This is a genomic window from Streptomyces sp. NPDC058246, from assembly GCF_042881985.1.
GTDB lineage: Bacteria > Actinomycetota > Actinomycetes > Streptomycetales > Streptomycetaceae > Streptomyces.
In genome coordinates this window covers 246,822-273,008 of record NZ_JBHVWZ010000008.1, presented here as the reverse complement: position 1 = coordinate 273,008, position 26,187 = coordinate 246,822, and the positions used below count along the sequence as shown (strand labels likewise).

30 protein-coding genes are annotated in these 26,187 nt (G+C 70.0%); 25 read left to right on the top strand and 5 right to left on the bottom strand.

The annotated features are described in order from the left end of the window. Positions 1–104 precede the first annotated feature (104 nt). The 9 genes from ACFVXA_RS15270 (at position 105) to ACFVXA_RS15230 (ending at position 5,972) form a co-directional block, all read left to right on the top strand. Positions 105–965, top strand: a complete 861-nt coding sequence (locus tag ACFVXA_RS15270) for an alpha/beta hydrolase (RefSeq protein ID WP_390025211.1) — start codon at positions 105–107, stop codon at positions 963–965. Between the two features lie 82 nt (positions 966–1,047). Continuing rightward, positions 1,048–1,302 (top strand): MoaD/ThiS family protein, encoded by a 255-nt coding sequence (locus ACFVXA_RS15265; protein WP_362026818.1) that lies wholly within the window; start codon positions 1,048–1,050, stop codon positions 1,300–1,302. A gap of 8 nt (positions 1,303–1,310) precedes the next feature. Beyond that, positions 1,311–2,519, top strand: coding sequence for a hypothetical protein (locus ACFVXA_RS15260; protein ID WP_390025209.1), 1,209 nt, complete (start codon positions 1,311–1,313; stop codon positions 2,517–2,519). Positions 2,520–2,721: 202 nt separating this feature from the next. Beyond that, the gene (locus ACFVXA_RS15255; protein ID WP_383739198.1) at positions 2,722–3,465 is read left to right on the top strand and encodes a DUF2993 domain-containing protein; all 744 of its coding nucleotides are present in this window, start codon (positions 2,722–2,724) and stop codon (positions 3,463–3,465) included. Between the two features lie 200 nt (positions 3,466–3,665). Further along, positions 3,666–3,746, top strand: coding sequence for a putative leader peptide (locus tag ACFVXA_RS15250; RefSeq protein ID WP_350310325.1), 81 nt, complete (start codon positions 3,666–3,668; stop codon positions 3,744–3,746). 144 nt (positions 3,747–3,890) lie between these two features. Further along, entirely contained in the window at positions 3,891–4,736 is an 846-nt protein-coding gene (locus ACFVXA_RS15245) for a sulfurtransferase (RefSeq protein WP_362026809.1), read from the top strand. Between the two features lie 31 nt (positions 4,737–4,767). Continuing rightward, positions 4,768–5,055, top strand: coding sequence for a DUF1416 domain-containing protein (locus ACFVXA_RS15240; RefSeq protein WP_054232391.1), 288 nt, complete (start codon positions 4,768–4,770; stop codon positions 5,053–5,055). A 216-nt stretch (positions 5,056–5,271) separates the two neighbouring features. Next, entirely contained in the window at positions 5,272–5,532 is a 261-nt protein-coding gene (locus ACFVXA_RS15235; RefSeq protein ID WP_362026805.1) for a DUF3099 domain-containing protein, read from the top strand. Positions 5,533–5,573: 41 nt separating this feature from the next. Further along, positions 5,574–5,972: a VOC family protein gene (locus ACFVXA_RS15230; RefSeq protein ID WP_362026802.1), complete on the top strand. Its 399-nt coding sequence runs from the start codon at positions 5,574–5,576 to the stop codon at positions 5,970–5,972. On the opposite strand, the gene ACFVXA_RS15225 is transcribed toward ACFVXA_RS15230, so the two are convergent. Continuing rightward, on the bottom strand, positions 5,966–6,328 hold the full coding sequence (locus ACFVXA_RS15225; RefSeq protein ID WP_362026799.1) for a DsrE family protein: 363 nt from the start codon (positions 6,326–6,328) through the stop codon (positions 5,966–5,968). The two genes, ACFVXA_RS15230 and ACFVXA_RS15225, sit on opposite strands and share 7 nt — an antisense overlap. Positions 6,329–6,442: 114 nt before the next feature. On the opposite strand from ACFVXA_RS15225, the gene ACFVXA_RS15220 reads away from it, so the two are divergent. The 9 genes from ACFVXA_RS15220 to ACFVXA_RS15180 all read left to right on the top strand — a co-directional run bounded on the left by ACFVXA_RS15220 (position 6,443) and on the right by ACFVXA_RS15180 (position 15,115). Beyond that, on the top strand, positions 6,443–7,336 hold the full coding sequence (locus ACFVXA_RS15220) for a hypothetical protein (protein WP_390025207.1): 894 nt from the start codon (positions 6,443–6,445) through the stop codon (positions 7,334–7,336). Then, positions 7,333–8,310 (top strand): hypothetical protein, encoded by a 978-nt coding sequence (locus ACFVXA_RS15215; RefSeq protein ID WP_383739189.1) that lies wholly within the window; start codon positions 7,333–7,335, stop codon positions 8,308–8,310. Before ACFVXA_RS15220 ends, ACFVXA_RS15215 begins: the two co-directional genes overlap by 4 nt. After that, on the top strand, positions 8,307–9,320 hold the full coding sequence (locus ACFVXA_RS15210) for a hypothetical protein (RefSeq protein WP_389467044.1): 1,014 nt from the start codon (positions 8,307–8,309) through the stop codon (positions 9,318–9,320). The genes ACFVXA_RS15215 and ACFVXA_RS15210 overlap by 4 nt, the downstream gene beginning before the upstream one ends. 225 nt (positions 9,321–9,545) lie before the next feature. Continuing rightward, positions 9,546–10,121: an FABP family protein gene (locus tag ACFVXA_RS15205; protein ID WP_362026787.1), complete on the top strand. Its 576-nt coding sequence runs from the start codon at positions 9,546–9,548 to the stop codon at positions 10,119–10,121. A 378-nt stretch (positions 10,122–10,499) separates the two neighbouring features. Beyond that, the gene (locus ACFVXA_RS15200; RefSeq protein WP_389467042.1) at positions 10,500–11,168 is read left to right on the top strand and encodes a hypothetical protein; all 669 of its coding nucleotides are present in this window, start codon (positions 10,500–10,502) and stop codon (positions 11,166–11,168) included. 29 nt (positions 11,169–11,197) lie between these two features. After that, the gene (locus ACFVXA_RS15195; protein ID WP_390025205.1) at positions 11,198–12,886 is read left to right on the top strand and encodes an N-6 DNA methylase; all 1,689 of its coding nucleotides are present in this window, start codon (positions 11,198–11,200) and stop codon (positions 12,884–12,886) included. Further along, entirely contained in the window at positions 12,883–13,515 is a 633-nt protein-coding gene (locus tag ACFVXA_RS15190; protein ID WP_383900786.1) for a restriction endonuclease subunit S, read from the top strand. The genes ACFVXA_RS15195 and ACFVXA_RS15190 overlap by 4 nt, the downstream gene beginning before the upstream one ends. Positions 13,516–13,544: 29 nt before the next feature. Next, positions 13,545–13,967: a Fur family transcriptional regulator gene (locus ACFVXA_RS15185; protein ID WP_383739178.1), complete on the top strand. Its 423-nt coding sequence runs from the start codon at positions 13,545–13,547 to the stop codon at positions 13,965–13,967. 182 nt (positions 13,968–14,149) lie between these two features. Beyond that, positions 14,150–15,115: a folate-binding protein gene (locus ACFVXA_RS15180; RefSeq protein ID WP_362026772.1), complete on the top strand. Its 966-nt coding sequence runs from the start codon at positions 14,150–14,152 to the stop codon at positions 15,113–15,115. Between the two features lie 102 nt (positions 15,116–15,217). Here the strand turns inward: ACFVXA_RS15180 and dtd are convergent, their stop codons facing one another. Continuing rightward, a complete protein-coding gene (gene dtd, locus ACFVXA_RS15175) occupies positions 15,218–15,643 on the bottom strand; it encodes a D-aminoacyl-tRNA deacylase (RefSeq protein ID WP_362026769.1) in 426 nt (141 codons plus the stop codon). Positions 15,644–15,885: 242 nt separating this feature from the next. Between dtd and ACFVXA_RS15170 the strand changes: the two genes are divergently transcribed. The 3 genes from ACFVXA_RS15170 to ACFVXA_RS15160 all read left to right on the top strand — a co-directional run bounded on the left by ACFVXA_RS15170 (position 15,886) and on the right by ACFVXA_RS15160 (position 18,940). Continuing rightward, on the top strand, positions 15,886–16,593 hold the full coding sequence (locus tag ACFVXA_RS15170) for an AmfC protein (RefSeq protein WP_390025203.1): 708 nt from the start codon (positions 15,886–15,888) through the stop codon (positions 16,591–16,593). A 65-nt stretch (positions 16,594–16,658) separates the two neighbouring features. Continuing rightward, the gene (locus ACFVXA_RS15165; protein WP_383900783.1) at positions 16,659–17,612 is read left to right on the top strand and encodes an asparaginase; all 954 of its coding nucleotides are present in this window, start codon (positions 16,659–16,661) and stop codon (positions 17,610–17,612) included. Between the two features lie 71 nt (positions 17,613–17,683). Further along, the gene (locus ACFVXA_RS15160; protein WP_362026761.1) at positions 17,684–18,940 is read left to right on the top strand and encodes a GNAT family N-acetyltransferase; all 1,257 of its coding nucleotides are present in this window, start codon (positions 17,684–17,686) and stop codon (positions 18,938–18,940) included. 259 nt (positions 18,941–19,199) lie between these two features. On the opposite strand, the gene ACFVXA_RS15155 is transcribed toward ACFVXA_RS15160, so the two are convergent. Next, on the bottom strand, positions 19,200–19,385 hold the full coding sequence (locus ACFVXA_RS15155; protein WP_362026758.1) for a hypothetical protein: 186 nt from the start codon (positions 19,383–19,385) through the stop codon (positions 19,200–19,202). A gap of 214 nt (positions 19,386–19,599) precedes the next feature. Between ACFVXA_RS15155 and ACFVXA_RS15150 the strand changes: the two genes are divergently transcribed. Next, entirely contained in the window at positions 19,600–20,508 is a 909-nt protein-coding gene (locus ACFVXA_RS15150) for a winged helix-turn-helix domain-containing protein (RefSeq protein ID WP_390025201.1), read from the top strand. Positions 20,509–20,548: 40 nt separating this feature from the next. Here the strand turns inward: ACFVXA_RS15150 and ACFVXA_RS15145 are convergent, their stop codons facing one another. After that, the gene (locus ACFVXA_RS15145; protein ID WP_362026752.1) at positions 20,549–20,737 is read right to left on the bottom strand and encodes a hypothetical protein; all 189 of its coding nucleotides are present in this window, start codon (positions 20,735–20,737) and stop codon (positions 20,549–20,551) included. 164 nt (positions 20,738–20,901) lie between these two features. Here ACFVXA_RS15145 and ACFVXA_RS15140 point away from each other — a divergent pair, with 164 nt between their 5' ends. The 3 genes from ACFVXA_RS15140 (at position 20,902) to ACFVXA_RS15130 (ending at position 25,085) form a co-directional block, all read left to right on the top strand. Further along, positions 20,902–21,780, top strand: a complete 879-nt coding sequence (locus ACFVXA_RS15140) for a winged helix-turn-helix domain-containing protein (RefSeq protein WP_362026749.1) — start codon at positions 20,902–20,904, stop codon at positions 21,778–21,780. Beyond that, positions 21,729–22,541 carry an HAD family hydrolase gene (locus ACFVXA_RS15135; protein ID WP_383739166.1) on the top strand — a complete coding sequence of 271 codons (813 nt, stop codon included), beginning with the start codon at positions 21,729–21,731 and terminating at the stop codon, positions 22,539–22,541. The genes ACFVXA_RS15140 and ACFVXA_RS15135 overlap by 52 nt, the downstream gene beginning before the upstream one ends. 387 nt (positions 22,542–22,928) lie before the next feature. Beyond that, a complete protein-coding gene (locus ACFVXA_RS15130; protein WP_390025199.1) occupies positions 22,929–25,085 on the top strand; it encodes a phosphotransferase in 2,157 nt (718 codons plus the stop codon). Positions 25,086–25,170: 85 nt separating this feature from the next. On the opposite strand, the gene ACFVXA_RS15125 is transcribed toward ACFVXA_RS15130, so the two are convergent. Continuing rightward, positions 25,171–26,142 (bottom strand): zinc-binding dehydrogenase, encoded by a 972-nt coding sequence (locus ACFVXA_RS15125; RefSeq protein WP_389932254.1) that lies wholly within the window; start codon positions 26,140–26,142, stop codon positions 25,171–25,173. Positions 26,143–26,187: the final 45 nt, after the last annotated feature.

The window sequence follows — 26,187 nt, the reverse complement described above, 5'->3', positions numbered from 1 at the left end:
CCCCGTACACCTGCGGTTTCCCGCTTCGTATACAACGCTTCCGAAAGCACAAAAGGACCCGGGGGCTTCGCTGCCCGAGTCCTCTGCCCAGCAGAATAGCCCACATGAGCTCAGGTCCGGCAGGTCATGTGACGCGATCTTTCAATAGTCCACACCTTGAGACAGCACCGCGCACCCCGTCGCGGAGGTTTCTCCGTACGGTCGACGGGGTGACGATCGATGCGGCGTACGAGCCCGGAACGACGCCTTCGGGTGACCTCGCGATCGTCGTCGCGCACGGCTTCACGGGCGACCTGGACCGTCCGCACGTGCGCCGCGCGGCGGGCGTCCTGGCGCGCAGCGCGGCCGTGGTCACCTTCTCCTTCCGTGGTCACGGGGCCTCCGGCGGCAGTTCCACGGTCGGCGACCGCGAGGTGCACGATCTGGCGGCCGCCGTGGCGTGGGCGCGCGAGCTGGGGCACCCGCGGGTCGCGACGGTCGGCTTCTCGATGGGCGGCTCGGTGGTGCTGCGGCACGCCGCGATCCATCGGAATGCGGGGCACCCGGCGCAGAAGCACGAGGGGCGCACGGAAGCGCATCCGGACGCCGTGGTTTCGGTGAGCGCGCCCGCCCGCTGGTACTACCGGGGCACGGCCCCCATGCGGCGCCTGCACTGGCTGGTGACCCGTCCCGTGGGTCGGGCCGTGGGCCGCTACGGCCTGCGGACGCGGATCCACCACCGCGACTGGGACCCGGTCCCCGCCTCTCCCGCCGAGTCCGTCCCGCTCATCGCGCCCACCCCGCTGCTCATCGTCCACGGCGACCAGGACGGCTATTTCCCGGTGGACCACCCGAAGATGCTGGCCGAGGCCTCCGGGGGCCATGCCGGACTGTGGCTGGAGCACGGGATGGGCCACGCCGAGAACGCGGCCGACGACGAGCTGCTCGCCCGGATCGGGGACTGGGCCGTCGCGCACGCGGGCTAGCCTGACGGTGTTCACAGGATCCGCTGATGCACCGGATCCCCTGAGTGCAGGCATTGCACACACGCACTGATTGAGGATCGAGATGGCAAAGGGCACGGTGCGTTACTGGGCCGCCGCCAAGGCCGCGGCAGGCGTCGCCGAGGAGCCGTACGACGCGAGCACGCTCGCCGAGGCGCTCGACGCGGCCCGTGAGCGACACCCCGGAGAACTCGTCCGCGTCCTGCGGCGATGCTCGTTCCTCATCGACGGTGACCCCGTGGGGACCCGCGGGCATGAGACGGTACGGCTGGCCGAGGGCGGCACGGTCGAGGTGCTCCCGCCGTTCGCAGGAGGGTGAGCGAGACGATGAGCAACCAGCCGTATGAACCGCCGTACGAGCCGCCGTACGAGCCGCCTTATGAGCCGCCGTACGAGGGGTACGACCCGTATCGGCAGCAGGGGGCCCAGCCGCCTCAGCAGCAGACGCCCGAGTGGCAGCAGTACACCCAGCAGTGGGAGGGGCAGACCTGGGAGACGCAGGCGCAGACGCCGGTTTCCGCGGCGGACACGGCGTATTCGCCTCCGCAGGCTTATCAGGGGTACGGCGCCGTGGGTCAGCCCCTGCCGCCGGAGACGCCGGCCGCCCAGTGGACCGGGGGTGCCGATCCCGCGTACGACTCCGCCTCCACGGCGCCCGGTGCCGGTGGCCTCGCCCACCCGTCGCGCCCCGGCGGGACGACTGCCCAAGGCCAGGACCGGGACCAGGACCAGGAAGCCGCTCCCGGCTACGGGCCGCCCACCATCACCGGTAATCCCCGGATCACCGATGCTCAGCGTGCGCGGGCCGAGGGGCGGTCGCCGATCATCGAACCCGGGATCCAGCCGGCCGCGCTCACGGCGGGGCTCGGGCTGCTGCTGTCCGGGGCGGCGGCGATCGGGGAGTACGCGCTCGTCGTACCCCTCGTCCTGCTCCAGGCCGTCACGGCGGCGGGCTGGTTCCGGCTGAACGGGATGTGGCCCGCCCGGCAGGGCATCGCGCTGGCGTTCCTGGGCGCGGTGACCGCGGACGTGGCGCTGCTCGTCGCCGGCCGGGAGAACGCGCCCGCCGCGATCCTCGGCACCCTCGGCGTGTGGGTCCTGCTCACCCTCGTCCTGCAACTGCGCAGCCACGCGGACCCGGACACCCGGATGTACGGCCTGATGGCGACCGTCGCCTCGGCGGCGCTGTCGATCGTCGCGGCCGGGCACCTCGCGGCGGAGCCGGACGCCGTCACGGTGGGCGGCGCCGCGGTCGCCGTGGCGATCCTGGCCCGCGCGCTGCCGCTGCCCACGGCGGCCTCCGTGGTGGTCGCGCTGCCGGCCGCCGCGGGCGCCGGTGCCGTGGTCGGCGGGATGACGGACCTGGGCGGCCAGGGCGCCTTCCTCGGGCTCGGCGCGGGTGTCTGCGCGCTGATCGGGCACCGGGTCGCCAGTTACGACTACCCGTCCCGTTTCGTGCACTTCACCGCGGGCGTGGCCCTGCCACTGGCCGCCGCAGCCCCGGTGGTCTACCTGCTGGGCCGCGCGCTCGGCTAAGCGCTGTCAGGCGGATCAGGCGTGCCGAGCCCCGCGTCTTCGGCATGATCCGCCGGACGGGTCCTGGCCGCTCGGTTCGTCACAGCTGATCGACAAGCACTCCGAAGGGCCCCCGACACGGGGGCCCTTCGGGGTTAGGCTCGCGATCGACGGCCACTCGGTCGTTGAGACCGGGTCTGCCGAGGTGGGGGAAACACCGAGCATGCGCGCACTGCGAATAACCCTGATCGTCGTCGTCATCCTGGGCGGCCTGTTCGTCATCGCTGACCGGGTGGCGGTCGGGTTCGCGGAGAACAAGGCGGCGGACCGGATCAAGACCACCGAGGGCCTGGCCGGCACCCCCGACGTGTCCATCGAGGGCTTCCCCTTCCTCACCCAGGTCGCCGGCGGCCAGCTCGACGACGTGAAGATCGGAATCAAGGACTACGAGGCGTCGACGGGCGGCACCGACGCCGCCACGTCCAAGATCCGTATCGACGACCTGAACGCCGAGATGCACGGCGTCGCCTTCAACAGCGACTACAGCTCCGCCACCGCCAACAGCGCCACCGGCACCGCGAGCATCAGCTACGCCGAGCTGCTCAAGGCCGCCAAGGCCGAGCCCAACCAGGTCGCCCCCGGCGTCACCGCCCAGGTCATCGGCCTCTCCGACGGCGGCAACGGCAAGATCAAGGTCACCGTCTCGGCGACCGTCCTCGGCACCAAGCTGCCCCAGCCGGTCTCCGTGCTGAGCTCCGTCAGCGTCTCGGGCGACACGGTGAAGGTGCACGCGGACTCCCTGCCCAAGCTGGGCGTCGAGCTCGCCGAGGGCCGCATCCGCGCGATCACCGACTTCCAGCAGAAGATCGACGAACTGCCCGGCGGCATCCAGCTCGACAAGGTCGAGGCGGCGAAGAGCGGCGTCGACATCTCGGTGAAGGGTTCGGACGTCAAGCTGGTCGGGTAGGAGGGAGAGGGCCGTTGTCCGAGGGGCGAGACGGCCCCGTCCGTACCGCAGATGTGCGGATGATCGTGACGACGGATCCGGGCGCCCGGAAAGCCGACGGGGAGGGCTCCCGGGTATGGCGTCCCACATCCCGGACGATCGCATCTCATCATGCGACACACCGGTGACATGGCCGCCTGTCCATCCCTACGATCGACGGCATGAAGCGACAGGCGGATCTCACGAAGCGGCGGGCAGTAGACCTGTGCCGCGTCGCCGCCATGCTCTGTCGCACCTTCTGAGCGGAAGCGTCCGTACTTCCGCGAGCCGGGCCCTTCGACCTCTCTTGTCAGGGCCACTCTTGTGCAGCGCAGCCGTGACCGGCATGAACGCGCACCCCTCTCTAACGCACCGCCCCGCCGCAACTGCCCCGGAGGAGAACGAGCATGAGCCGCAGCGACGTCCTGGTAGGCGCCGACTGGGTCCAGGACCACCTGGACGACCCGAGCGTGGTCGTCGTCGAGGTCGACGAGGACACGTCCGCGTACGAGAAGAACCACATCAAGAACGCCATCCGGATCGACTGGACCAAGGACCTCCAGGACCCGGTGCGCCGTGACTTCATCGACCAGGAGGGCTTCGAGAAGCTCCTGTCGTCGAAGGGCATCGCCAACGACACGCTGGTGGTCCTCTACGGCGGCAACAACAACTGGTTCGCCTCGTACGCCTACTGGTACTTCAAGCTGTACGGCCACGAGAACGTGAAGCTCCTCGACGGCGGCCGCAAGAAGTGGGAGCTCGACTCCCGCGACCTGGTCGACGGTTCGCAGGTGCCCGAGCGTGCCGCCACCGAGTACAAGGCCAAGGCCCAGGACACCTCGATCCGCGCCTTCCGCGACGACGTCGTGGCGGCCATCGGTTCGCAGAACCTGGTCGACGTCCGCTCGCCCGACGAGTTCAGCGGCAAGCTGCTGGCCCCGGCCCACCTGCCGCAGGAGCAGTCGCAGCGTCCGGGTCACATCCCGAGCGCCCGCAACATCCCGTGGTCGAAGAACGCCAACGACGACGGCACCTTCAAGTCGGACGACGAGCTCAAGGAGCTCTACGCCGAGGAGCAGGTCGACCTGGCGAAGGACACGATCGCGTACTGCCGTATCGGCGAGCGCTCGGCCCTGACCTGGTTCGTGCTGCACGAGCTGCTCGGTGTCGAGAACGTCAAGAACTACGACGGCTCGTGGACCGAGTACGGCTCCCTCGTCGGCGTGCCGATCGAGCTCGGCGCCAACAAGTAACCCCTCAAGGCCTGAAGGACGGAATCGAAATATGTGTGGAGCGAAGGCCGGCGGCCCCGACGCCTCGACGATCAAGCCCGGTGAGACCACGATCCAGGGGCAGGTGACCCGCGACGGCGAGCCGGTCACGGGTTACGTCCGCCTCCTGGACTCGACCGGCGAGTTCACCGCCGAGGTCCCGACCTCGGCCACCGGACAGTTCCGCTTCTACGCGGCCGAGGGCACCTGGACCGTACGGGCGCTCGTGCCCGGCGGCACCGCCGACCGCACGGTCGTCGCCCAGACGGGCGGCCTCGCCGAGGTCGCCATCGCCGTCTGAAACGGCAGACCGCCGTCCCTGACGGCTGTCATCTGAACGGCTGAAGGGCCGCACCCCCGGGGGTTGGACGCTTACCGGATCGGGGTGCGGTCCTTCGGCTTTTCCGCCCCCGCGCCGGACGGCTTTCCGGCCCTGCGCCGGACGGCTTTCCGCCCCCCGCGCCCGATGGCTTTCCGGCTCTGCGCCGGATGGCTTTCCGGGGCCTACGCTGTATGTATGTACGCACGACGGCGTCACATGTACTTCGCCATGATGGGGACGTGCATCGGGCTCTTCGTCCTGGCCTGGGGAGTCGTGCGGCTCTGGTCGATCCCCGTGGCCGTGGGGATGTGTGTGGTGGCCATGGTGATTCCGCCGGTGGCCGCGATGGTGGCCAATCGGCGCGGGCCGGAGGACCGGTGGTGGGACGACCCGTCCGGGGACCCCAAGTCCGACGAATGGTGGGACGAACTGGACGGGAAGAAGCGGCGGCAGTAAGGCAGCAAAGGGCGCACATGTCGCGAACGAGATTGTCCACCGTGGTGTTCGATGCGCCCGACGCGCATGAGCTGGCCGGCTTCTACATGCGGTTGCTCGGTTACGTGGTGCGCGCGGAGGAGCCCGACTGGGTGCTCATCGGCCCGCCGTTCGAGGGCACCGCGCTGGCCTTCGAGACCGAGCGGCTCTACACGCCGCCCGTGTGGCCGGCGGGCCCCGGTGACCAGCGAATGATGCTGCACCTCGACATCGAGGTCGACGACCTGGCCGGGGAGACGGCCCGTGCCGTCTCCGAGGGTGCCAAGCTCGCCGACTACCAGCCCCAGGAGGACGTACGGGTCCTGTTCGACCCGGCCGGGCACCCCTTCTGCCTCTGGGTGCACAGGCGCCCGGTGCGCCCATGGCTTCCTGTGCGGCACACGCGGCACACGCGTCAGTAGACGAGCGCCTGCGTCCCGTCCGCCATCGCCTCCTGCACGAACACCTGCGCGCCCGCGATGCGTACGCCCTTCAGTACGTCCTGCTCCGTGATCTCGCGCCGGGCCGCGCACTGCGTGCACAGGGTGATGCGCCCGGCCGCGAGGACCGAGTCGATCAGGTCCGGCAGCGGCGCGGCGTGCGGGAGCTCGAACTCGGCGGCGCGGCCCGGCAGCGCGAACCACGAGGACTCGCCGGTCAGCCACAGGGAGACGTCGACGCCACTGGCCACGGCCACCGCCGCGACGGTGAACGCCTGTGAGCAGCGCTCCGGGGCATCGGCCCCCGCCGTCACCTTGATCACGAGCTTCTTCGCCATGCCCGAATGGTAGTCCGAATCGTAATCAACCCCCGTGCAACTCCATGCGTAAGCCATGGGTCTCCTGTGCGCGCGGATACGGAATCCGCGCTTCGCGTTCTGTGGGGGGACGTCTTGGAAGTACCTGAAGTGGCCGAAGTGGCCGAAGTGGCCGAAGCAGCCGACGTATCCGAAAGACCCGGGGTTGTGCCGGTCGACGGCTCCGGTGCGGTCGGTGCGGTGGGCGACGCCGATCTGGCCGGTGCGGTCGACGATGTCGGTGCGGTCGGTGCGGTCGGTGCGGTCGGTGCGGTTTTCGGTGAACCCGTGACGCGGGTGCGCCGACGCGGGCGTACGGCCCTGCTCATCGCCACGGCTGCCGTGCTCGGGCTCGTCGCCGGTACCTGCGCGGGCTATCTGGTGCAGGCCGACCGCGAGCCCACCAAGCTGCCGTCGCTGTCGCAGCCGGTGGTCGCACAGGCCAAGGGAGCGGGCCCCGAGCCCCTGTCCGCCGCCCAGGACCGCCGGGTGAAGACCGACGGTGACCTGCGCAAGCTGCTGATCAAGCGGCCCAAGGGCGCACGGGACGTCGACTACCCGGCGGGCCAGGACGGCTGGCTGAGCCTCGGCGACTACGCGGACCAGCTCAAGAACGCCGACCAGGAGTTCGGAGACCTCGTCAGCGCCGAGTTCCGGCGCGCGGTCTCCACCGAATGGCGCATGGGCAACACGGACAGCGTGGCGGTCCGGCTCGTGCAGTACCGCCAGGAGGAGAACCTCGGTGCCGCGGAGCGGGCCGGCAACTGGAACGTCGACGGCGCCAGCGGCCGGCCCATCCCCGGCACGAGCGACGGCATGGCGTACGTCACCGACAAGCCCGACACGAAGCCCGGCTATCTGCCGCTCTACACGGCGCAGGCGCATGCCTGGCGCGGTGACATCGCCATGGAGATCTGGATCTACGACACCAAGCCGATCTCCAAGGCGAAGATCATGGACCTGGCCAAGCGGCAGATGGAGCGGCTGTGACCACCGAGCACTCGACAACGCCGGAGCCCGAGCAGGCTGAGCAGCCCAAGCACGCCTTGCAGTCCGAGCAAGCCGTGCAGCCCGTGCACGCCTTGCAGCCCGAGCAGGCCGAGCAGGCCGAGCAGGCCGAGCAGGCCGAGCAACCCCTGGATTCCGTACCGGAGTCCGCGGCCGAGACCGTTCCCGGGACTCCGGCGAAGAATCCGAAGACGAAGAAGCCCGTGCGTCGCGGCCGTGTCGCCGCCATCGCCGGTTCCGTCCTGCTCGTCGGGGCCGTCATCGGGGGCAGCGCCTACACCGTCGTGACCGTCCAGGACGCCGACCGTGACGCGGGCGCGCCGGTCTGGAAGTTCCCGAAGGCCGCGAAGGACGACGCCAGGACGGCGAAGGCGGCCTCTGGACTCGCCGCCATGCTCGTGCCGTACGAGGCCGACGGCTGGAGCCGGGGCCCGGACATCGACGAGTTCGGCTCCGACGCCGCGCTCAGCGGCGGCGAGGCCGCCGCGCTGCGCAAGAAGTCGATCAGCGATCTGCCGCGCTCCCAGCGGCGGCGGCTGGAGAAGCAGATCGACAAGCAGCGCACCAAGGGCATGGTGATGCGCAGCTATCTGAGCACGGCGAACGCGGCCAACTCCTCGCTCTACGCCGAGAAGGCCTTCACCGTGAGCATCGAGCTGATGCAGATGGAGGACAAGTCGGCGGTCCGGAACATGTCGACCTTCCAGAACGAGTTCTTCGACGCCCTCTCCATCTTCCGCACGGGGCCGAAGATCGAGGGCCACAAGAACGCCAAGTGCTTCCTGCCACCCAAGATCAAGGGCGAGAAGCTCGACATGATGGTCTGCTCCGCCTACGAGGGGGACGTGCTGGTCAGCGTCACCGCGGAAGCGGCCAAGCCGCTGAACACCAAGGGGGTCGCGGCGCTCCTGCGCGAGCAGCTCGACCGCATCACCGAGCCGGGGGAGGCGGTATGACCGAGCAGACGACACCGACGGACGAGCAGGCGACGCAGGGGACACTGACGGAGCGGGCGACGCCGACGGAGCAGGCGACGGGCGCGGGCAAGCCGAAGGAGCCGCAGGCCGTCGTGGCTTCCGTGCCGCCGATGCCCGTGGCCCCGCCCGTAGCGGCCGCGGACCTGGTCCCCCCTGGGGCGATCGCCGAGCCGGTCCCGCCGGTCGGGCCCATCCCGCCGGCCGGGCCCGACGAGCCCGTCAAGAAGGACCGCCGAATCCTGCGCGCCGTCCTGCGCTGGACCGCCGCCGCCGTGGTCTTCGCGGCGGTCGGCACGTCGGCGGCGTACGGCATCACGCGGATGGAGCGCACCGACGTACCCGGTCTGGCGACGGAGCCGGACGGGCGCTGGGACTACCCGACGATCACCAGGCCGCCGCTGCCGTCCGGCAGCCCGGCCCCGTTCGCCGAGGCGAACAAGTCGGGCAGCCACTACGCCGACCTGCGCAAGCTGGTCCTGCCCGCCCCGAAGGGCGCGAAGGACGACGCGGCGCTGCGGGGCGAGGACGGGTGGCTGGCGAGCGGGACCTTCCTGGCGGAGTACGCCGCGAAGGAGGACCGGGAGAGCCTCCGGCAGCTGCTCACCGACTACGGCCTGCGCAACATCGCCGCGCGCGGCTGGACGACGCCGGACGGCACGCACACGCGGATCTATCTGCTGCACTTCGACACGGCGGCCGTCGCCGATGAGCTGATGTCCACGGAGCTCACGTACTACGACTCCCCGCAGTTCGCGGTGCGCGGTGCTCCACTGACCGAACGGGACGAGAAGTTCCCGGAGCGCGCCGCGGTCGACGAGATCACGCGGTTCGCGTACGTGGAGAGCAAGCCGTACGGCGCCGAGCAGGTCCGTCAGGCGTACCTGTCGGCGGGGGACACCGTGGCGGTGATCGTGCAGTCGCGGAAGGGGACCGCGCAGGCCGTCCCGTTCCAGCAGACGGTGATCCTGCAGAGCCAGCTGCTCGGCTGAGCCCGCCAGGGTGTACCTGACAGAGAGAGCCGGGCCCCACCGGACTAGAGTGGGGTCCGGCTCTTGTGTACCGCAGATTCCGCTCATCCGAGGAGCACCCCGTGGAGATCTTCTTCGAAACCCTGCTGGTCCTGGTCTGCGTCGGCGTCATCGCCTTCGCCGGACTGAGCGTGAAGAAGCTGTACCAGGGCCAGCGCTGACCCCCATCAAGGAACTGCCGACCTCATGATCGAGATCCCGTCCGACCTCCACAAGGACCTCGTCCCCCTCGCCTTCCTGCTCGGCGACTGGGCGGGCGCGGGCGTGCACGACTTCCCCGGCTCCGAGAAATGCAACTTCGGGCAGGAAGTGACCTTCACCCACGACGGGCGCGACTTCCTGGAGTACCACTCGTACACCTGGGTGCTCGACGCGGACGGGAACAAGGTCAGGCCGCTGGAGACCGAGTCCGGCTTCTGGCGCATCGACGGCAACCGCAAGGTCGAGGTCGTCATGACCCGCGACGACGGTGTCGTCGAGATCTGGTACGGCGATCTGGCCGACAAGAAGCCGCAGATCGACCTGGTCACGGACGCCGTGGCGCGCACCGCCGCGTCCGGTCCCTACAGCGGCGGCAAGCGTCTGTACGGCTATGTGAAGAGCGACCTCATGTGGGTCGGCGAGAAGCAGACCCCCGAGGTCGAGCTGCGCCCCTACATGTCCGCGCACCTCAAGAAGGTCGTCACCCCGGAGGACGTCGAACGCTGGGCCAAGGCCCTCCCCGACGACATGCCGGACGACGGGATCGCCTTCTTCAAGTAGGCGCCCCCCGCCTCCCGCCCTCACGGTGGCCCCAGCACGACGTCGCTGGGGCCACTTCGTGTGTTCCGGTCGCTGCTCTCGAAACAGTGCAATGGGCCAGGGGTTAACAGATTGCTTGAGCAGTGCACTGCGGTTGCGTGCGCGGTGTGGTTGTGGCTACGGTGGAACCCGCATCGCCGAGTGGGGTGGCCCGGCGCGATGCGGGAAACGCAAAACCCCCGGCCGCACTCAGGTGCGGCCGGGGGTTCGAAAGCCGTGCCCCGGGTGGCGTGCTGCGCAGAGGCGAGCCCAGGGCTTTCGTACCTGACCGTATCACGGTGGGTTCTTCCTGTACTGGACCGTGCTGGGCGAAGCCATGCCCGAAAGAGGGGGATCACAGTGACCGACAAGTTGCCGGAGTGGATGCTGCGCGCTTTTTCGAAGCTCAGGTTGGCGCGCTACGTTCATGCGGCGCGCGGCAACGCTGTGGTGGCCGGACGGCTGTATTGGTGGAACGTCGAGGCTTCCGCCGCGCTGTACGGATCTCTCCACTGTCTGGAGCTCGCTCTGCGCAATGCCCTTCACCATCAGCTCTCCCTCGCCTACGGCAGGGCCGACTGGTGGGCCGTGGCACCGCTCAATCCCAACGGACAGCGGCTCGTGGCCAAGGCGAGGAGCAAGTGCGAGCGCCGTGGGCTCGTTCCGGCGCCGGCGGACGACATCGTGGCCGAGTTGTCCTTCGGTTTCTGGGCATCCCTGGTGAGCGGTGGATCGCGTTACGACCGTTTGTTCTGGGTGCCCACCCTGCACAAGGCGTTCGCGTACTACTCGGGCCGACGCGACGCCTTGTACGACGGTCTGTGGTCGCTGGTCCTGCTGCGGAACCAGATCATGCATCACGAGCCGGTCCACCACCGGGACCTCGCCGCCGACCATGCCAAGATCTACCGCATGCTGGGGTATCTCGACCCGCAGCTGGCGAAGGAGGCGCAGGCCATGGACCGTTTCCCGATGGTTCTCGCGAGCCGAGGGGACGTGCTGCGCGGCTTCCGGCCGCCCCGATTCTGAGTCTCGTTCGCAAGTCCTGGGAGGGCGCTGTGAGTGACTTCGACGACGTACTCGTCTCGCGGGCCGACATCGCACGGCGCGCGGGAGTGCGGCGGCCCGCCGTGACGAACTGGGAGCGACGGCACCAGAACTTCCCCGGTCCGGTCGTCGTGGAGCGTGCCGACGGCCTCGGTGAGATCGAGGTGTTCCGGGCCCCAGAGGTCCTGGAATGGCTGGAGCGGCGGACCGTTCCGGCGAACGCCCGGCGGTCCGACGAGCCGGCCGGGACCACGTACGGGGACCGGTTCCGAGCCTCGCTCGGCGGCACGAGGACCGGGGCGCTGCTCAAGGCCGTGCAGCACCTGGGCGGCCCGGAGGCGGAACGCTTCCGCGGGGAACTCTCCGTGGCGGAATACGTCACCATGCTGCTCTCGCTCGTGTACGTGAGGGGGTGTCGACCCGACGGATGGACGCGGGTGACGGCCGAAGCGAACAGGTACCCGGTCCCGCACTCCGGCGAACTGCTTGTACGCCTCCTCGCGAAAGCCGTCGAACAGGGCCTCGGGCCGGGGCATGACGAGCTGTTCCTCGCCCTCTCCCGGAAACTCGGCGACTCCCGGGTGGCCGACACCATCCGACTGCTGGACGAAGCCGGACCGGCTCAGCGGACCGAATACGCGCAGGCTTTTGAATGGCTCCTGGCCCGGTACGGCGAACTCGCGGGCAGGACAGCCGGCGACTTCTTCACGCCACGTGCCGCGGTCGATCTCGTGTCGAAGCTCGTGGCCGGCGAGGCCCAGGGCGTCGGGAGCGTGCACGATCCCTTCGTACGTGCGGGTGAGCTGCTGTCCGCCGCATCCGGCGCCGTGGCGGAGGGTCGGCAAGGGACGTGTCCTCCCGAAGCCAGTGGGGCGGGGGTGGGCGAGTACCCGCTGGCCCTGGCCGGAATGAACCTCGCGCTGCACGGCCTGTCCCACTCCGATCTGCGGCCCGGACACACCGCCCCGTCCGCGGGTCTCGGCCCCCCCGGCCCCCCCGGGTTCGACCGTGTCGTCGCGAATCCGCCCTTCAACGCGCGGCTCCCGGAGCATCCCGTCGCCTCCGGGCACTGGCTGTACGGGCAGCCGCCCCGGCACAACGCCAACTTCGACTGGCTCCAGTACGTCGTGGCCTCGCTTGCCCCCGGTGGGCGGGCAGCTGTTCTGATGCCCGACATCGCGGCCTTCTCCTCCAACCCCTCCGAACGGCGGATCCGGTCCGGGATGGTGGAGGACGGCGCGGTGGAGGCGCTGATCGCCCTGCCTCCCCAGCTGTTCACGACGACCAGCATCTCCGTCACGATCTGGCTACTTCGGCATCCGCGGGGGAGTGGTGACGAAGTCCTGTTCGTCGATGCCCGGCGGTTCGGATCGATGGTGTCCCGGGTCCAGAGAGCACTTGCCGAGGACGAGACGGAGAGCATCTTCCGGGAGTACGAGTCCTGGAAGGCCGCCCGGACGGCGGGGCGCCCGTACCCGGGCACACCAGGAGTGAGCAGAGCCGTATCACTCGCCGAGATCAGGGAGCGCGACTACACGCTCAGCCCGTCCGTCCACCTGTCGAGCAACGTCCCCTCCGACGTGCAGTCCGCGGACCCGCGGGAACTGAACGCGCTGGCCGTACGTCTGGCGGAGTTGCACGGCCGGGCCCGCGATGCGGACGCCGCGGTCGACGAACTGCTCAGGAGGTACGGCCTGTGAACGCGGATGGCCGCGAAGGCACCCCGGCGGGGTGGCAGAGAGCTGCCCTTGGCGAGATCTGCGACATTCAGGCGGGCGGCCCGGCATTGCGCCGGAGCGAGCGGGTGCCCGACGGCGTTCCGCTGGTGCGGCCGGCCGATCTCCGCAACCAGAGGATCTCGGCGGAGTCGGGAATGCCCCATGTGGCACCCGAGAGGGCGGACCGACTGCAAAAGCACCGGCTCGCCGCCGACGACATCCTGGTGACCCGCACCGGAACGGTGGGCCGGGCGGCGCTCGTCACCGCGCACGAGCAGGAGTGGCTCTACAACACCCACCTGCTGCGCCTGCGACCGCACGACCGGTCTCAGGCGTCCTACCTCGTCGCCTACCTCGCCCGTCGGGCAACGGGCCACTGGCTGGAGAGCCGGGCCGTCGGAACCACCGGCATGCGGTCGATCACCGTACGCACCCTCTCGGAACTGCCGGTCATGCTCCCGCCCTTGGATCAGCAGCGCGACATCGGAGCCGCCCTGGCCGCGGTCGACGAGAAGATCAGGGCGCACGAGGAGATCGTCAGGGCGGCCGGTGCCCTGCGTGAGACCCTCTCGGGCCTGCTGATGTCGGGCCGGCTGCCGACCCGCCCGTGATCGGCGTCGACACTCCTACACTGGGGGCTGTGGTGAGTACCGACTGGAAGAGCGACCTGAGGCAGCGCGGCTACCGGCTGACGCCGCAGCGCCAGTTTGTCCTCGAAGCCGTGGACACCCTGGAGCACGCGACTCCCGACGACATCCTCATCGAGGTGAGGAAGACGGCGTCGGGGGTCAACATTTCCACGGTCTACCGGACCCTGGAGCTCCTGGAGGAGCTCGGGCTCGTCTCGCACGCCCACCTCGGGCACGGCGCGCCGACGTATCACCTGGCCGACCGCCACCACCACCTCCACCTCGTCTGCCGCGACTGCACGAACGTCATCGAGGCCGATGTCTCGGTCGCCGCCGAGTTCACCGCCAAGCTCCGGGAGACGTTCGGCTTCGAGACGGACATGAAGCACTTCGCGATCTTCGGCCGCTGCAAGGAATGCGCTGCCAAGAAGTGAGGCGGCGGGCACACCATGGCGGCCGGGAAGCGGCCGGGAAACACGGCGGGCCCATGAGTCATGGGCCCGGCGGCCCCATGACGGAGTCGGCCCGTCGGCCCATGAGCAGGACGACCGAGGAGTAAGACAGCCGAGGAGTAAGAAATAAAATAGGCGGCTACCGGGTCGTAGGCTGTGTGGATATGAAGAGTCCCCTGCTGTCCCTGCCCGGCGCCGTTCCCGCCGAGGGTGTGGACGAAGCCGTCGCCGCCCACTATGGCGACCTGTTCCGAGAGCAGCGTGCCCTGGCCGACGGCACCGGCTTCGTGGACCTCTCGCACCGCGGTGTGGTCACCGTGACCGGTGAGGACCGGCTCAGCTGGCTGCATCTGCTGCTCACCCAGCACGTCTCGGACCTCCCGGCGGGCCGTGCCACCGAGGCGCTGATCCTCTCCGCGCACGGGCACATCGAGCACGCGCTGTATCTCGTCGACGACGGCGAGACCGTGTGGATGCACGCGGAACCCGGCACCCAGGACGCGCTGATCGCGTACCTGGAGTCGATGAAGTTCTTCTACCGCGTCGAAGTCGCCGACCGGACGGCCGACTTCGCGGTCGTGCACCTTCCGGCCGGCTCCATCGCCGAGGTCCCCGACGGCGTGGTCGTACGCGAGACGCCGTACGGGCGTGATCTCTTCCTCCCGCGTACGGACCTGGAGTCGTACGCGGGCAAGAACGGCCCCGCGGCCGGACTTCTCGCCTACGAGGCGCTGCGCGTCGAGCACCACCGTCCGCGCCTCGGCTTCGAGACCGACCACCGCACCATCCCGCACGAGCTGGGCTGGATCGACAGCGCGGTGCACCTCCAGAAGGGCTGCTACCGCGGCCAGGAGACCGTCGCCCGCGTGCAGAACCTGGGCAAGCCCCCGCGCCGCCTCGTCTTCCTCCACCTCGACGGCAGCGAGGTCCACCTGCCCCCGCACGGCACCGAGCTCCGCCTCGCGGACGAAGGCCCCGACGGCCGCAAGATCGGTTTCATCACCACGTCCGTACGCCATCACGAGCTGGGTCCCATCGCCCTGGCCCTGGTGAAGCGGAACGTACCGCTGGACGCCCCACTGCTGGCCGACTCGACGGCGGCGGCGCAGGAGGTAGTCGTAGAGCCCTAGCGTGCGGAGTCCACCGAGACAGCCGTGAGGCCCGAGACCCGAGACCCGAGACCCGAGACCCGAGACCCGAGACCCGAGACCAGCCTCGGCCCCGGGCGTGCCTCACATCTCCAGCAGCACAGTGAAGGGCCCGTCGTTCGTCAAGGACACGCGCATCTGCGCGCCGAAGCGCCCGGTCGCCACCGTCGCGCCCAGGGCGCGCAGTTGGGCGACGACCTCCTCGACGAGGGGTTCGGCCACGTCGCCGGGGGCGGCGGCGTTCCAGGTGGGCCGGCGGCCCTTGCGCGCGTCGCCGTAGAGGGTGAACTGGCTGATGACGAGCAGCGGTGCGTCGATGTCGGAGCAGGACTTCTCGTCGGCCAGCATCCGAAGGGACCAGAGTTTGCGGGCGAGTTGCGCCGCCTTCTCCTTGGTGTCCTCGTGCGTGACCCCGACGAGGACGCACAGCCCCTCACCGCTGATCTCGCCGACCGTCTCGCCGCCCACGACGACGCTCGCGCCGTCCACCCTCTGCACCACCGCACGCATGCGGACCATCATGCCGTGTGCGGCCGGCAGGGTCCCGTGCGGTCCCTTCGTGTGAGGGCCGGACAGGTCTTCACCTGACGGCCGTGCGGGCCCTTCGCGTGATTTCCGGGGGTCATCAACCCCCCATCTGGGGCTGATCGGGGGCACTCGGTCACATAGCGACCACTTGGGGTGGCACGATGCGGTGTGTTGCGGTGCATTCGTGGGGTGGACCGCGCCGGTCGAGGGGACGGTAGAGGCAGATGAGCACACCGAGTACCGGGCAGCCGCCCGGAGCCGTGTCATTGACCCGCATGAGTCCACGGACGGGACGGACGGGGCGGGCAGGGGGGATGACGGCCCGGCCGCCGGTGCAGCGCACCGACAGCGGCCCGCTGTCCGCCGGCCCGCCCCCGCACGACCTCGCCGTGCTCCGGCTGCCGGAGCTGCGGACGCTGCGCCGGGACGCCCAGCGGGACGAGGCAGACCTCAGCTATGTGCGGAGGCTGCTCCAGGGACGTATCGACATCCTGCGCGCGGAGCTGGCGCGCCGCGGGGGGCTGCGGGCGCCCTCCCCGGCCGCGGCCCCGGGGCAGCCGGGGGTCGTCGGGTCCGTGGAGTACCCGGACGTCGAACGGCTCCCGGAGCTGTCCGTCGTCGAACGGCTCCCGGAGATCCTGACGGACGCGCCCGCCAGGCACCGCTCGTCGGCCCGCCATGTGACGGTGGGCACACCGCACGGCGAGGAGTACCGGCGGCTGGCCGCGGACATGCTCGGCGAGGTCGAGCTGTCGGACCTGGAAGCCCGTACGGACGATGAGTTGGTCGCCGGGATGGGACGGCTGGTGCGGTACGAGCAGCAGGTCTCCCGGCGGCGCCAGCAGCTCCAGCGCACGGCCGACGATTGCAGCGCCGAGATCGCCCGCAGGTACCGTGAAGGCGAAGCACAAGTAGACGACCTGCTCATCTGAAGCGGCGGCCCGGCGATCCCGGGCCTCTTCCGGGGTGGGTCCAGCACCCCGGAAGGCCACCGCTGATGTCCGTCCCCGCCATATCCCCTGTCCTCGCCGAGGTCGTACGTTCCGGATTCGTCGAGGGACACCACCGGGGCAGCCTGGTGCTGCTGGACGCGGACGGGTCGGTGCGGCTGGCGCTCGGCGATGTGACGGTGCCGGTCTTCCCGCGCTCCTCGAACAAGCCGATGCAGGCCGCCGGTGTGCTGCGCGCGGGGCTCGACCTGGCCGGGGAGCGCCTCGCCCTCGCCGCCGCGAGCCACTCCGGAGAGACCTTCCACCGCGATCTCGTCCACAAGATGCTGGCCGAGCACGGTCTGACGGCCGGGCAGTTGCAGTGCCCGCCGGATCTGCCGCTGGACCCGGCCGAGGCCGAGACCTATCTCGCCGCCGGCGCCGTCCGCGACCGGGTCACCATGAACTGCTCCGGCAAGCACGCGGCGATGCTCGCGGTGTGCGCGCTGCGGGGCTGGCCGGCGGAGTCGTACCTCGATCCCGGGCACCCGCTCCAGCAGCTGATCCACTCCGTCGTCGAGGAGGCGGCCGGGGAGCGGGTCGCGGCGGTCGGTACGGACGGCTGCGGGGCGCCGCTGATGGCCATCAGCCTCACGGGCCTGGCCCGTGCCTTCCGGTCCTTCGTCCTCGCGGCACCCGGCACCGCGGAGCGGCGCGTCGCCGACGCGATGCGCGCCCACCCCGAATACGTCGCCGGCACCCGGCGGCCCGACACGTGGCTGATGCGGGAGGTGCCGGGGGCCCTCTCCAAGATGGGTGCGGAGGCCGTCCAGGCGGTCGCCCTCCCGGACGGCCGGGCCCTCGCCTTCAAGGTCGAGGACGGCGGCGGCCGGGCGCTGGGCCCCGTCCTGGCCCGCGCCCTCTCCCTCCTGGGCGTGGACGCCCCGGTGGTCTCCCGGATCGGCCGGGCGCCGCTGCTGGGCGGGGGGCTCGAGGTGGGGGAGATACGGGCGGCGTTCTGAGGAGGGCGGAGCCCTCGGGGGCGGGGAAAATCCCCACGACATCCCTGCCGTCGTACGCCTAGCGTGGCTTCATGACGCCTCCCGCCGACATCGACGTACGACCGATCACCGAGGCCGAGACCCGGGAGTGGATCCGGGCGCTGAACACGGGGTTCCTGCGCTCGCCCGAGGTGTCGGAGCGGGAGCTCGCGGACCGGGGCTCGTACATCGACCGTGCACGCACGCTCGGCGCCTTCGAAGGCTCGCGCTGCGTGGCGACCTTCCGTTCGTTCGCGCAGGAGCTCACCACGGTGGGCGGCGCGACCGTCCCCGCCGACGCGATCTCGAACGTCGCCGTCACCGCCACCCACCGCCGCCGAGGCCTGCTCACCCGCATGATGGCGACGGACCTCGCGGCGGCGAGGGACCGGGGTGACGTCGTCGCGACGCTCATCGCCGCGGAGTACCCGATCTACGGCCGGTACGGCTTCGGTCCCGCCACGACCACCGCCGAGTGGACCATCGAGGTACCGCGCACGGGCCTGGACCCCCGCTGGTCGGGCCCGTCCGACGGCGGCCGTATCGACCTCGTGGACGGCGAGGACGTCCGCAAGATGGGCCCCGAACTGCACGAACGGTTCCGGCGCGCCCAGCACGGGGCGGTCGGCCGCGACGAACGCTGGTGGCAGGTCAACACGGGCGTGCTGAGCCTGGACCGCGCGCCGTGGACGGAGCCGTTCTACGCCGTGTACCGCTCGGCGGCCGGTGAGGTCGAGGGCCTGGTCTCGTACGAGTCGGACGACAACTGGGGCGACGCCAAGCAGCCGCTGAACACGGCGGAGGTGAACTGGCTGATCGCGGTGACCCCGGCGGCCGAGCGCGCCCTGTGGCAGTACCTCTGCTCGATCGACTGGATCACCAGGGTCAAGACCGGCTGGCGGGCCCCGGACGATCTGCTGCCGCACTTCCTGCCCGATCCGCGCGCCGCCCGCATCACCACGCAGTCGGACTGGCTGTGGGTGCGGATCCTGGATGTCGTACGGGCTCTGGAGGCGCGTACGTACGCGGGGACCGGGACCTTGGTGCTGGAGGTCACCGATCGCGACGGGCTGTCCGCCGGGCGCTACCGGCTGGAGGCCGGCCCGGACGGTTCGTCCTGTGCGCCGACCGCCCACTCCGCCGAACTCACCCTGGACGTCGGGGAGTTGGCGGCACTGTGGCTGGGCGACGAGTCGGCGGTGCGGCTCGCCGCGCTGGGGCGGGTGCGAGAAGAACGAGCGGGCGCCGCCTCCGTGGCCGACGCCCTGCTCCGCACGTCCAGGCGACCGTGGTGCCCGGACATCTTCTGATGTCTGCTGAGGGGTACTCCTTCCGCGCGGGTGGCGAGTGTTGATCCGTTGACGCGTTGATCCGTTGACGCGTTGACCGCGTCGATCCGTAGCGATTCGGTTGTCGTGGTGCGGTGGTGCATTCAGTTGTGGCTGCGCATTCAGTTGTGGCCGTTCATTCAGTTGTGGCTGTGCTGTGCGGTGGTGCGGACTGACCGAGCTCCCGGCTCCCCTCCGGAAGGGAGCCCGGTCAGCCGGACTGCCGGACGGTGGCGCCCGATCAGCCGGACTGGGCGAGCAGCATCACGAGGATCACGGCTCCGATGCCGCTGATCACGGAGTTCCTGGCCTTGAGACCGATGGACAGGGCGACGAAGGCGATGATGCCCATCGGCCCGTACTTCCACTGGACGAGCTGTTCGAATCCGATGGCGAGGGCGGCGACGGCGAGGGCGATGAGCGGCATGACGGTCCCTCCTTCGGGACGGGCGGCGGACCCCCGCTGAGGACCGTCCGCCCGAGCCGCCTGGTGGACAGGTGCGACTCCTGCGGCCAACCCCCGGGAAGCTTGACCATGTTGCTCAAGTTGGTGACCAACTCACTCTTACTTATCTCCGTGTTGGGTCGACTCATAACCACCTATCCGGCAACTGCCCAAAGATGGCGAGAAGTTGTAGTGTTTGGTCGTGGACCCGGAACACGCCGCCGTCAATGGGCGGAACAGGTCACCACGGCCACAGTGGTCACACCGTGAGGTGGCCGACGAGCTGCGCAGCCGGATCAGGTCCGGTCAGTTGCGGGCGGGGCAGCGCATGCCCACACAGGCCAAGCTGGCGGACGAGTTCGGCGTCGAGCGCGGTGCCGTACGGCAGGCGCTGCGCATCCTTCAGTCGGAGCGGCTGCTCGTCAATGTGTCCAAGGGGAGTCCCGCGACCGTCGCCGACCGTCCGGAGCAGGCTCTGACCGGCCCGGAAGCCCCGCCGCAGCCCACCACGGTGGCGCTCGGCGCGCGGATAGCGGCCGCCTTCGCGGCGCCTCATGTGGAGATAGACGCGCTGTGTCTGACGTCGATCTCGCTGACCCTCGCCATGGGGGAGCCGCTGCGCCAGATTCACGCGGGGCGAATGAAACCGGCCAAGGTGGATGTCCGGGTGCTGCTCCCCAGCAGCGACATCGACCTCGCCTTCCCGGCACCGGTCGACCCTTCCGCGGACGGCCGGCTCCAGCGCAACTGGCTGGCGAACCGCAACGCGCAGGGCCAGGTGCTGCGCCACAACCTGCTCGCCCTGCGCTCCACGCACGGCATCGAGGTGAACGTCACCTTCCGAGCGTTGCCCTTCACGCCGCCGGTGAAGCTGTATCTGCTCAACGGCGCCGAGGCCCTGTTCGCGTACTACACCCTCGCCCGACGCGAGGAGGAGATCGACGATGTGCATCTGGAGATGTACGACGTCCAGGGCACCCGGTCCATGCTCTTTCCCTTCACCCAGGGCGCCGGCTTCCGGGACACGACATTCGTGGAGCAGTCCCATCTGTGGTTCAACGCGCTGTGGGAGACCATCAGCTCGGAGCTGCTGCTCACGAGCTGAGGCCCCCTGGACGGAGCTCTTCGACGGGGATCCGCGCAGTTCACAGGGCGGGTCCCGCAACCATCAGGGCGAGCACGACCGCCCCGATGGAGCTGCAGGTGGGGCTTTTCGCCTTGATCCCGATGCTGAGCAGCAACAGGCCGACGATGCCTGTGGGGCCGTACTGCCACTGGACGAGCTGTTCGAAGCCGACGACGAAGACGGCGGAGAGGAGTGCGATGGCGGGCATGGTGGTTCCTCCTGCTTCTGCTGAAAAGAGGGTGGAGAGGGGAGGCAAAACTTCCGCCAACTTGGCCAAGTTGGTAACCAACTCTGCTTAAGTTGTCCCCACTTGGCTACTACTCATAAACAACTTCCAGGCAACTCCCCATAGATGGGCGAGAGTTGTAGCGTTTGGTCGTGACCCAGGAGAACGTGGCAGTGAACGGCAGCAGAAGGACCTCGCCCCAGGAGATCGCCGACATCCTGCGGGAACGCATCCGTGTCGGAGACCTCAAGGCGGGCGACCGCCTGCCCACTCAGGCCGAGTTGGCAGAGGAATTCGGTGTCGAGCGCGGCACCGTCCGGCAAGCCCTGCGCGCTCTCCAGGACGACGGCCTCCTCAGCAACGTCAGCAAGGGCAGCCCGCCGCGGATCGCCGAGGTTCCCCCCATGCGGGACGAACCCCAGCCGACGATGGTGGGGCTGGCGCCTCGCCTCACCGAGGCGTTCTCCGTGCCGCGCGTCAGGGTGGACGCGGCGTGCCTCACCGCGGAGACCCTGATGCTGGCCCTCGGTGAGCCGGTCCGCCTGATCCACGAGGGCAGGATCCGCCCCGAGTCGATCGACGTCCGCATCCTGCTGCCCTCCCGGGACATCACTCTCGCCTTCCCGGTCCCGGTGGAGGGCCGCGGCGAGGACGACCCGGTCCACAAGCGCTGGCTGGAGCAGCGAAACGCCCAGGGTCACGTCCTGCGCCACAACCTCCAGTCACTGCGCTCCTCGCACGGCATCGACGTCCGCGTGACCTTCCGCGCGCTGCCGTTCACCCCACCGGTGAAGCTCTACCTGCTCAACGAGACGGAGGCGCTGATCGCGTACTACATGATCACCAAGCGCGAGGAGACCATGGACAGCGGCGTCCTGGAGATGTACGACGCCCTCGGCTCCGCGTCCCTTCTCTTCTCCTTCGAGAAGCGAGCCGGCCAACGCGACGCCGCCTTCGTGGAGGAATCCCAGAAGTGGTTCGACGCCCTCTGGGAAACCATCACCACGGACCTGACACTCTCCTAGTGACTTCTGATACGGCCCAGACCGAGCAGACTGATGCGGTGGCAACCGAACCGGTGGCAACAGAGACAGAGAAGCTACGGGAAGTGATCACCCGCGCCCGCTTCGTGCTCTTCGACTTCGACGGGCCCATGTGCCGTCTGTTCGCGGGCCACTCGGCGGAGGACGTGGCCAAGGACCTGGTGGAATGGCTCGAGCGGCAGGGCCTGCGGGGGCTGCTGACCGAGGAGGAACGCGTCCATCCCGATCCGCACGCCGTCCTGCGGGTGGTCGACCGGCGGCATCCGCGCAGCGACCTGGTGGTCGAGCTGGAGGAGCGGCTCACCCAGCACGAGCTCAAGGCGGTGGCCTCGGCCATGCCGACCGCGTGGGCCGATCCGCTGATACGGACCTGGACGGCCGTCGGTGCCCGCCTCGCGGTGGCGACCAACAACTCGCCTCTCGTGGTCTCCCGCTACCTGGACAGCCGTGGCCTCGCCGGGTGCTTCACGCCCAACATCTACGGTCGCACCCGGGACCTGCGCCACCTCAAGCCGCACCCGTACTGCCTCAACCGCGCCCTGACCGCCCTGGGCGCCGCCCCGTCGTCCGCCCTCATGATCGGCGACACCCCCTCCGACCTCTACGCCGCTCAGCGGGCCGGGGTCCCGTTCCTGGGCTACGCGCGTAACGAGGACAAAGCGACGCTGTTGCGTCGGGCGGGGGCCGAGGACGTCGTGGGGTCGCTGGAGCCGGTTCTGCGGGTGCTCCGGGGTCAGGCCTGAAGCCACCCCGCCGCCAGGAGGCGGTGCGCCCGGCCGCTCACCCGAATGTCCGCTTCCACATGGGGGTGCCGCGTGGGGCACCGCCGCCCCGGGTGCCGGCCGCCCTGGGCACCTTTGTCGCACGGGCCTTCCACGTTGTCCGACTCCCGCCGGGAGCGCCTGGCCGAGACGGGGTGAAGCCGGGCCGGGGGTATTTCTCTCAGGTCGGTATCGAATGCTGGAGTCCACCCTGCCGTCTCCGAGGATGGGCCGTAGGGTGTGCTCACTTCTCTCGCGGCGCATGAACATCAGCGGCGGCGCACAGTTATTCGGGAGTGACCCGTGGGCGTTCCTCTGCCCTCTGCGCCCTTTCCGCAAGGCAGGGCGGGTGCCGAGCATGACGACTTCGTGCGCTATGCCCGGGCCCTGGGGCAGTTCGGCCGGGGGCACCACCACCTGAACTACCGGGTGCGGCCGCTCACGAAGGGCCCTTCCGGCCTTCCGGAGTGCGCTGACGGGCAGTCGGTCACGGTGCGGGAGCCGATCCCCTCGGCGCTGCCCGTGGTCATCAGGACCTGGCAGGACGAGGCGGAACTCCTCGACAGGATCCGCTGCTTTCTCCCGCACGTGCCACGGTGCCTCGTCAAACGCGGCGACCTGATGATCCTCACCTACATGGACGGCGTACCGCTCGCGAGTATCTGTCCGGACGGCAAGCCGGTCGATTCCGGCTTGATCGCCGCTCTCGCGGCCCTCCTCGCGGACATGACGCAGGTGCGCAGGCAGCATCTGCCTCCCCTGCCGCCGTCCTGGCCCCGCTCCAGCAGGAGCGGCAGAGCCTTCCTGCGGACGCTGGCGCACGCGGCGGAGGAACAGATCCGGCAGCGCAACTGGGCGGAGTTCGGCGGCCTGTTCGCCATGCTGGGCATCCCCGAGGACGCGCTGGTGCGGTTCGCGGAGCGGGTGCCGACGCTCATCAGACGCCCCTTCAGCCTCCTCCACACGGACCTCCACCGGGGCAACGTGATCGTCACCTCAGGCGCCGAGCCGCCCCTGGTCTGCGTCGACTGGGAGCTGGCGTCCTTCGGCGATCCGCTGCACGACCTCGCCACGCACCTGGTACGGATGCAATACCCCGACGACCAGTGGCCCGACGTGATCGAGGCTTGGCGCGAGGCCATGTGCAGTCGGCGCAGCAATGCCGTCGACGGCCTCGACCGGGACCTGAAGCACTATCTCGCCTTCGAGCGCGCCCAGTCCGTCTACCCGGACGTGATGCGTGCCGCCACCTCGCTCGGCGACTCCTACGACCAGCGCGACCTGGATGCCGCGACGTATGCCGTGCATCGGGCCCTGGTGGCGGCCGAGGAGCCGTTGCGCCTCAAGAAGGTGCCGGACGAGAGCGAGATCGAGCGCGTTCTCTTCCGGTGGAACGAGTCCCGTGGCGGGGAGGCGAGGGCCGTCTTCCAGGTCGTCTGGCAGCGCGACCCGCGGATCCCGGAGCATCCGGAGTTCTCCGACGACGCCGTGAGCGGTGCGCTGTTCGCGGAGGGCGCCGCCTGCGCGCACCACGTCTTCAAGGGGACGGCGCATCTCAACACGGCGGTCCGCGTACCCGGAGTTCCCTTTCCGGTCATGGTCCGCCGCAAGGTGGGCTCGGCGAATCCCCGGGAACGCCGGTTCCTCAACGAGCACGCCGTCCTGAGGGCGATCGAGCTGTCGAAGGTCCCCGTGCGGGCCCCGCGCGTGCTCGCCCTGGGTTTCAGCGGTCTGCGGGAACCCTTCACCATCCACTCCTACGAGGGGCCGGCGGGTGGGATCAGGACGCCGAACCACCCCGCGAACGGTCTTCTGCCGCATGAGGCCGACAATCTCGTGGACCAGCTCCGTGCTCTGACCTTCGTCGACTGCGGACAGCTGGATCCCGCTGCGCAGACGCGGGAGTTCTACTGGGAGTTGCAGTACGAGCTGGTCCGCATGGTGAACGAACTCCCCCAGGCCACCACCGGCGTGGCGCGCGAACTCGGACTGCCCAGCAGCTCCCGGCTGCTCGAAATCCTCGGCCGGCACGACGTGGTTCCGCGCCGTCCGGTGCTGCTGCACGGTGACCTCAACCCGTGGAACCTGGTCCGCCGGGAGGAGGGCGGTCTGACCCTCATCGACTGGGAGATGGCGATGGTCGGCGACCCGTTGTACGACCTGGTCCGCCATATGCATCTCACGCCCACCCGCCCGGAGATCCGCGAGCGCCTGTTCGCCCGCTGGTACCGCCTGCTGCCGGGGGAGTGCACGAAGGGCTGGCAGCAGGACTGGCGCGTGTACCGCTGGATGGAGGTCGTCCGCTCGGCCTACGTGGACCTGGACCGGCTGGTGACCGGTGACAGCCTCGAGGCGCCCAACGTCCGCCGGGCGGTGGACACGTACGCGATGACCCTGGCCGCGGCCACGGCCGCGCTCGGACTCCGCGGAAGGCCGAAGGCTCCCGCGAACCCCTCTCTCGCCCGTGCCCTGATGCACCATGACGATGGAGGCCGACGGACAGCCGGGGTCCCCGCGGACATCTGATCTGCCGCACGGGCCCTTCGACATGGCGGAGGGCCCGGCGATGTCCGGTGCGGACGCCATCGTCGCCACCTGGAGTAAGCGTCCCTCACATCTTCAGCAGTACCTTTCCCACCAACCCCCGGCCCTCGATGGCCGCGTGCGCCTCCGCCGCCCGCTCCAGCGGAAACACCTCACCGATCACCGGCCGGAGGCGGCCCGCCGCGGCTTCCGTGAGCGCGGCGGACAGGTAGCGGCGCAGGTCGGCGGGGGTGAACTGGACGTCACTGATGCCGAAGAGCGTGATGCTCCGGCGGGCGGCTTCGTCCGGGTCGACGGGGGAGAAGCCGCCCGACGGCGCCCCATGGGCGGAGAAGCGGCCTCCGTCGGCCGTCAACGGGAAGGCGGTGGCGCCGAGTTCCCCGCCCACCCCGTCCAGGACGACATCCGCGGCCTCGGGCGATCCGCCGACGGCCGTGCGCGCGGCAGCCGCCCAGTCGGGGTGCGTCGCATCGACCGCCGCGTCCGCCCCCAGTTCCCGTACCAGCGCCACCTTGGCCGCTCCCCGGGCCACCCCCACCACCCGCGCCCCGCGCGCGTGCGCGAGCTGGATCAGCAGCGTGCCCATGCCTCCGGAGGCGCCGAGGACGAGGACGCGGTCGGTGTCGTCGATGCCGGTCAGTTCGAGGAGACCGGAGGCGGTGACCCCGTCGTGGACCAGGGCCGCGGCCTGGAGGAGGTCGAGGGAGTCGGGTACGACCGTCAGGGCGGTGACCGGGGCGAGGGCACGCTCCGCGTAGCTGCCCGTCACATAGGCCGTGACCCGGCGGCCGAGCCACTCGCCGGGGACGTCGGCCCCGAGGGCGCTCACCACGCCCGACACGCCGCCTCCGGGAACGTATGGGGGCGTCACGGAGAAGAAGTCCCGGCCCCAGCCCGTCCTCACCTGCGTCTCCACGAAGATCGTGTCCGCGTAGGCGACATCGATCACCACCTCGCCCGGCCCCGGGACAGGGTCCGGCATCTCCACCGGCGCCAGGACCTCCGGCCCGCCGAACGCCTTCACCTGTGCTGCTCGCATCGGTCACTCCTCACAAGAAGAAGAACTGGAAGTAGGAAGAAGAAG

What these genes read in the sequence shown, in the direction of transcription:
- ACFVXA_RS15160 (WP_362026761.1), top strand. Translation starts at nt 17,684, where the DNA reads ATGACGCCTCCCGCCGACATCGACGTACGACCGATCACCGAGGCCGAG.
- ACFVXA_RS15155 (WP_362026758.1), bottom strand. Translation starts at nt 19,385, where the DNA reads ATGCCGCTCATCGCCCTCGCCGTCGCCGCCCTCGCCATCGGATTCGAA.
- ACFVXA_RS15260 (WP_390025209.1), top strand. Translation starts at nt 1,311, where the DNA reads ATGAGCAACCAGCCGTATGAACCGCCGTACGAGCCGCCGTACGAGCCG.
- ACFVXA_RS15240 (WP_054232391.1), top strand. Translation starts at nt 4,768, where the DNA reads ATGTGTGGAGCGAAGGCCGGCGGCCCCGACGCCTCGACGATCAAGCCC.
- ACFVXA_RS15225 (WP_362026799.1), bottom strand. Translation starts at nt 6,328, where the DNA reads ATGGCGAAGAAGCTCGTGATCAAGGTGACGGCGGGGGCCGATGCCCCG.
- ACFVXA_RS15165 (WP_383900783.1), top strand. Translation starts at nt 16,659, where the DNA reads ATGTCCGTCCCCGCCATATCCCCTGTCCTCGCCGAGGTCGTACGTTCC.
- ACFVXA_RS15255 (WP_383739198.1), top strand. Translation starts at nt 2,722, where the DNA reads ATGCGCGCACTGCGAATAACCCTGATCGTCGTCGTCATCCTGGGCGGC.
- ACFVXA_RS15270 (WP_390025211.1), top strand. Translation starts at nt 105, where the DNA reads ATGAGCTCAGGTCCGGCAGGTCATGTGACGCGATCTTTCAATAGTCCA.
- ACFVXA_RS15205 (WP_362026787.1), top strand. Translation starts at nt 9,546, where the DNA reads ATGATCGAGATCCCGTCCGACCTCCACAAGGACCTCGTCCCCCTCGCC.
- ACFVXA_RS15145 (WP_362026752.1), bottom strand. Translation starts at nt 20,737, where the DNA reads ATGCCCGCCATCGCACTCCTCTCCGCCGTCTTCGTCGTCGGCTTCGAA.
- ACFVXA_RS15210 (WP_389467044.1), top strand. Translation starts at nt 8,307, where the DNA reads ATGACCGAGCAGACGACACCGACGGACGAGCAGGCGACGCAGGGGACA.
- ACFVXA_RS15170 (WP_390025203.1), top strand. Translation starts at nt 15,886, where the DNA reads ATGAGCACACCGAGTACCGGGCAGCCGCCCGGAGCCGTGTCATTGACC.
- dtd (WP_362026769.1), bottom strand. Translation starts at nt 15,643, where the DNA reads ATGCGTGCGGTGGTGCAGAGGGTGGACGGCGCGAGCGTCGTCGTGGGC.
- ACFVXA_RS15235 (WP_362026805.1), top strand. Translation starts at nt 5,272, where the DNA reads ATGTACGCACGACGGCGTCACATGTACTTCGCCATGATGGGGACGTGC.
- ACFVXA_RS15245 (WP_362026809.1), top strand. Translation starts at nt 3,891, where the DNA reads ATGAGCCGCAGCGACGTCCTGGTAGGCGCCGACTGGGTCCAGGACCAC.
- ACFVXA_RS15180 (WP_362026772.1), top strand. Translation starts at nt 14,150, where the DNA reads ATGAAGAGTCCCCTGCTGTCCCTGCCCGGCGCCGTTCCCGCCGAGGGT.
- ACFVXA_RS15250 (WP_350310325.1), top strand. Translation starts at nt 3,666, where the DNA reads ATGAAGCGACAGGCGGATCTCACGAAGCGGCGGGCAGTAGACCTGTGC.
- ACFVXA_RS15265 (WP_362026818.1), top strand. Translation starts at nt 1,048, where the DNA reads ATGGCAAAGGGCACGGTGCGTTACTGGGCCGCCGCCAAGGCCGCGGCA.
- ACFVXA_RS15125 (WP_389932254.1), bottom strand. Translation starts at nt 26,142, where the DNA reads ATGCGAGCAGCACAGGTGAAGGCGTTCGGCGGGCCGGAGGTCCTGGCG.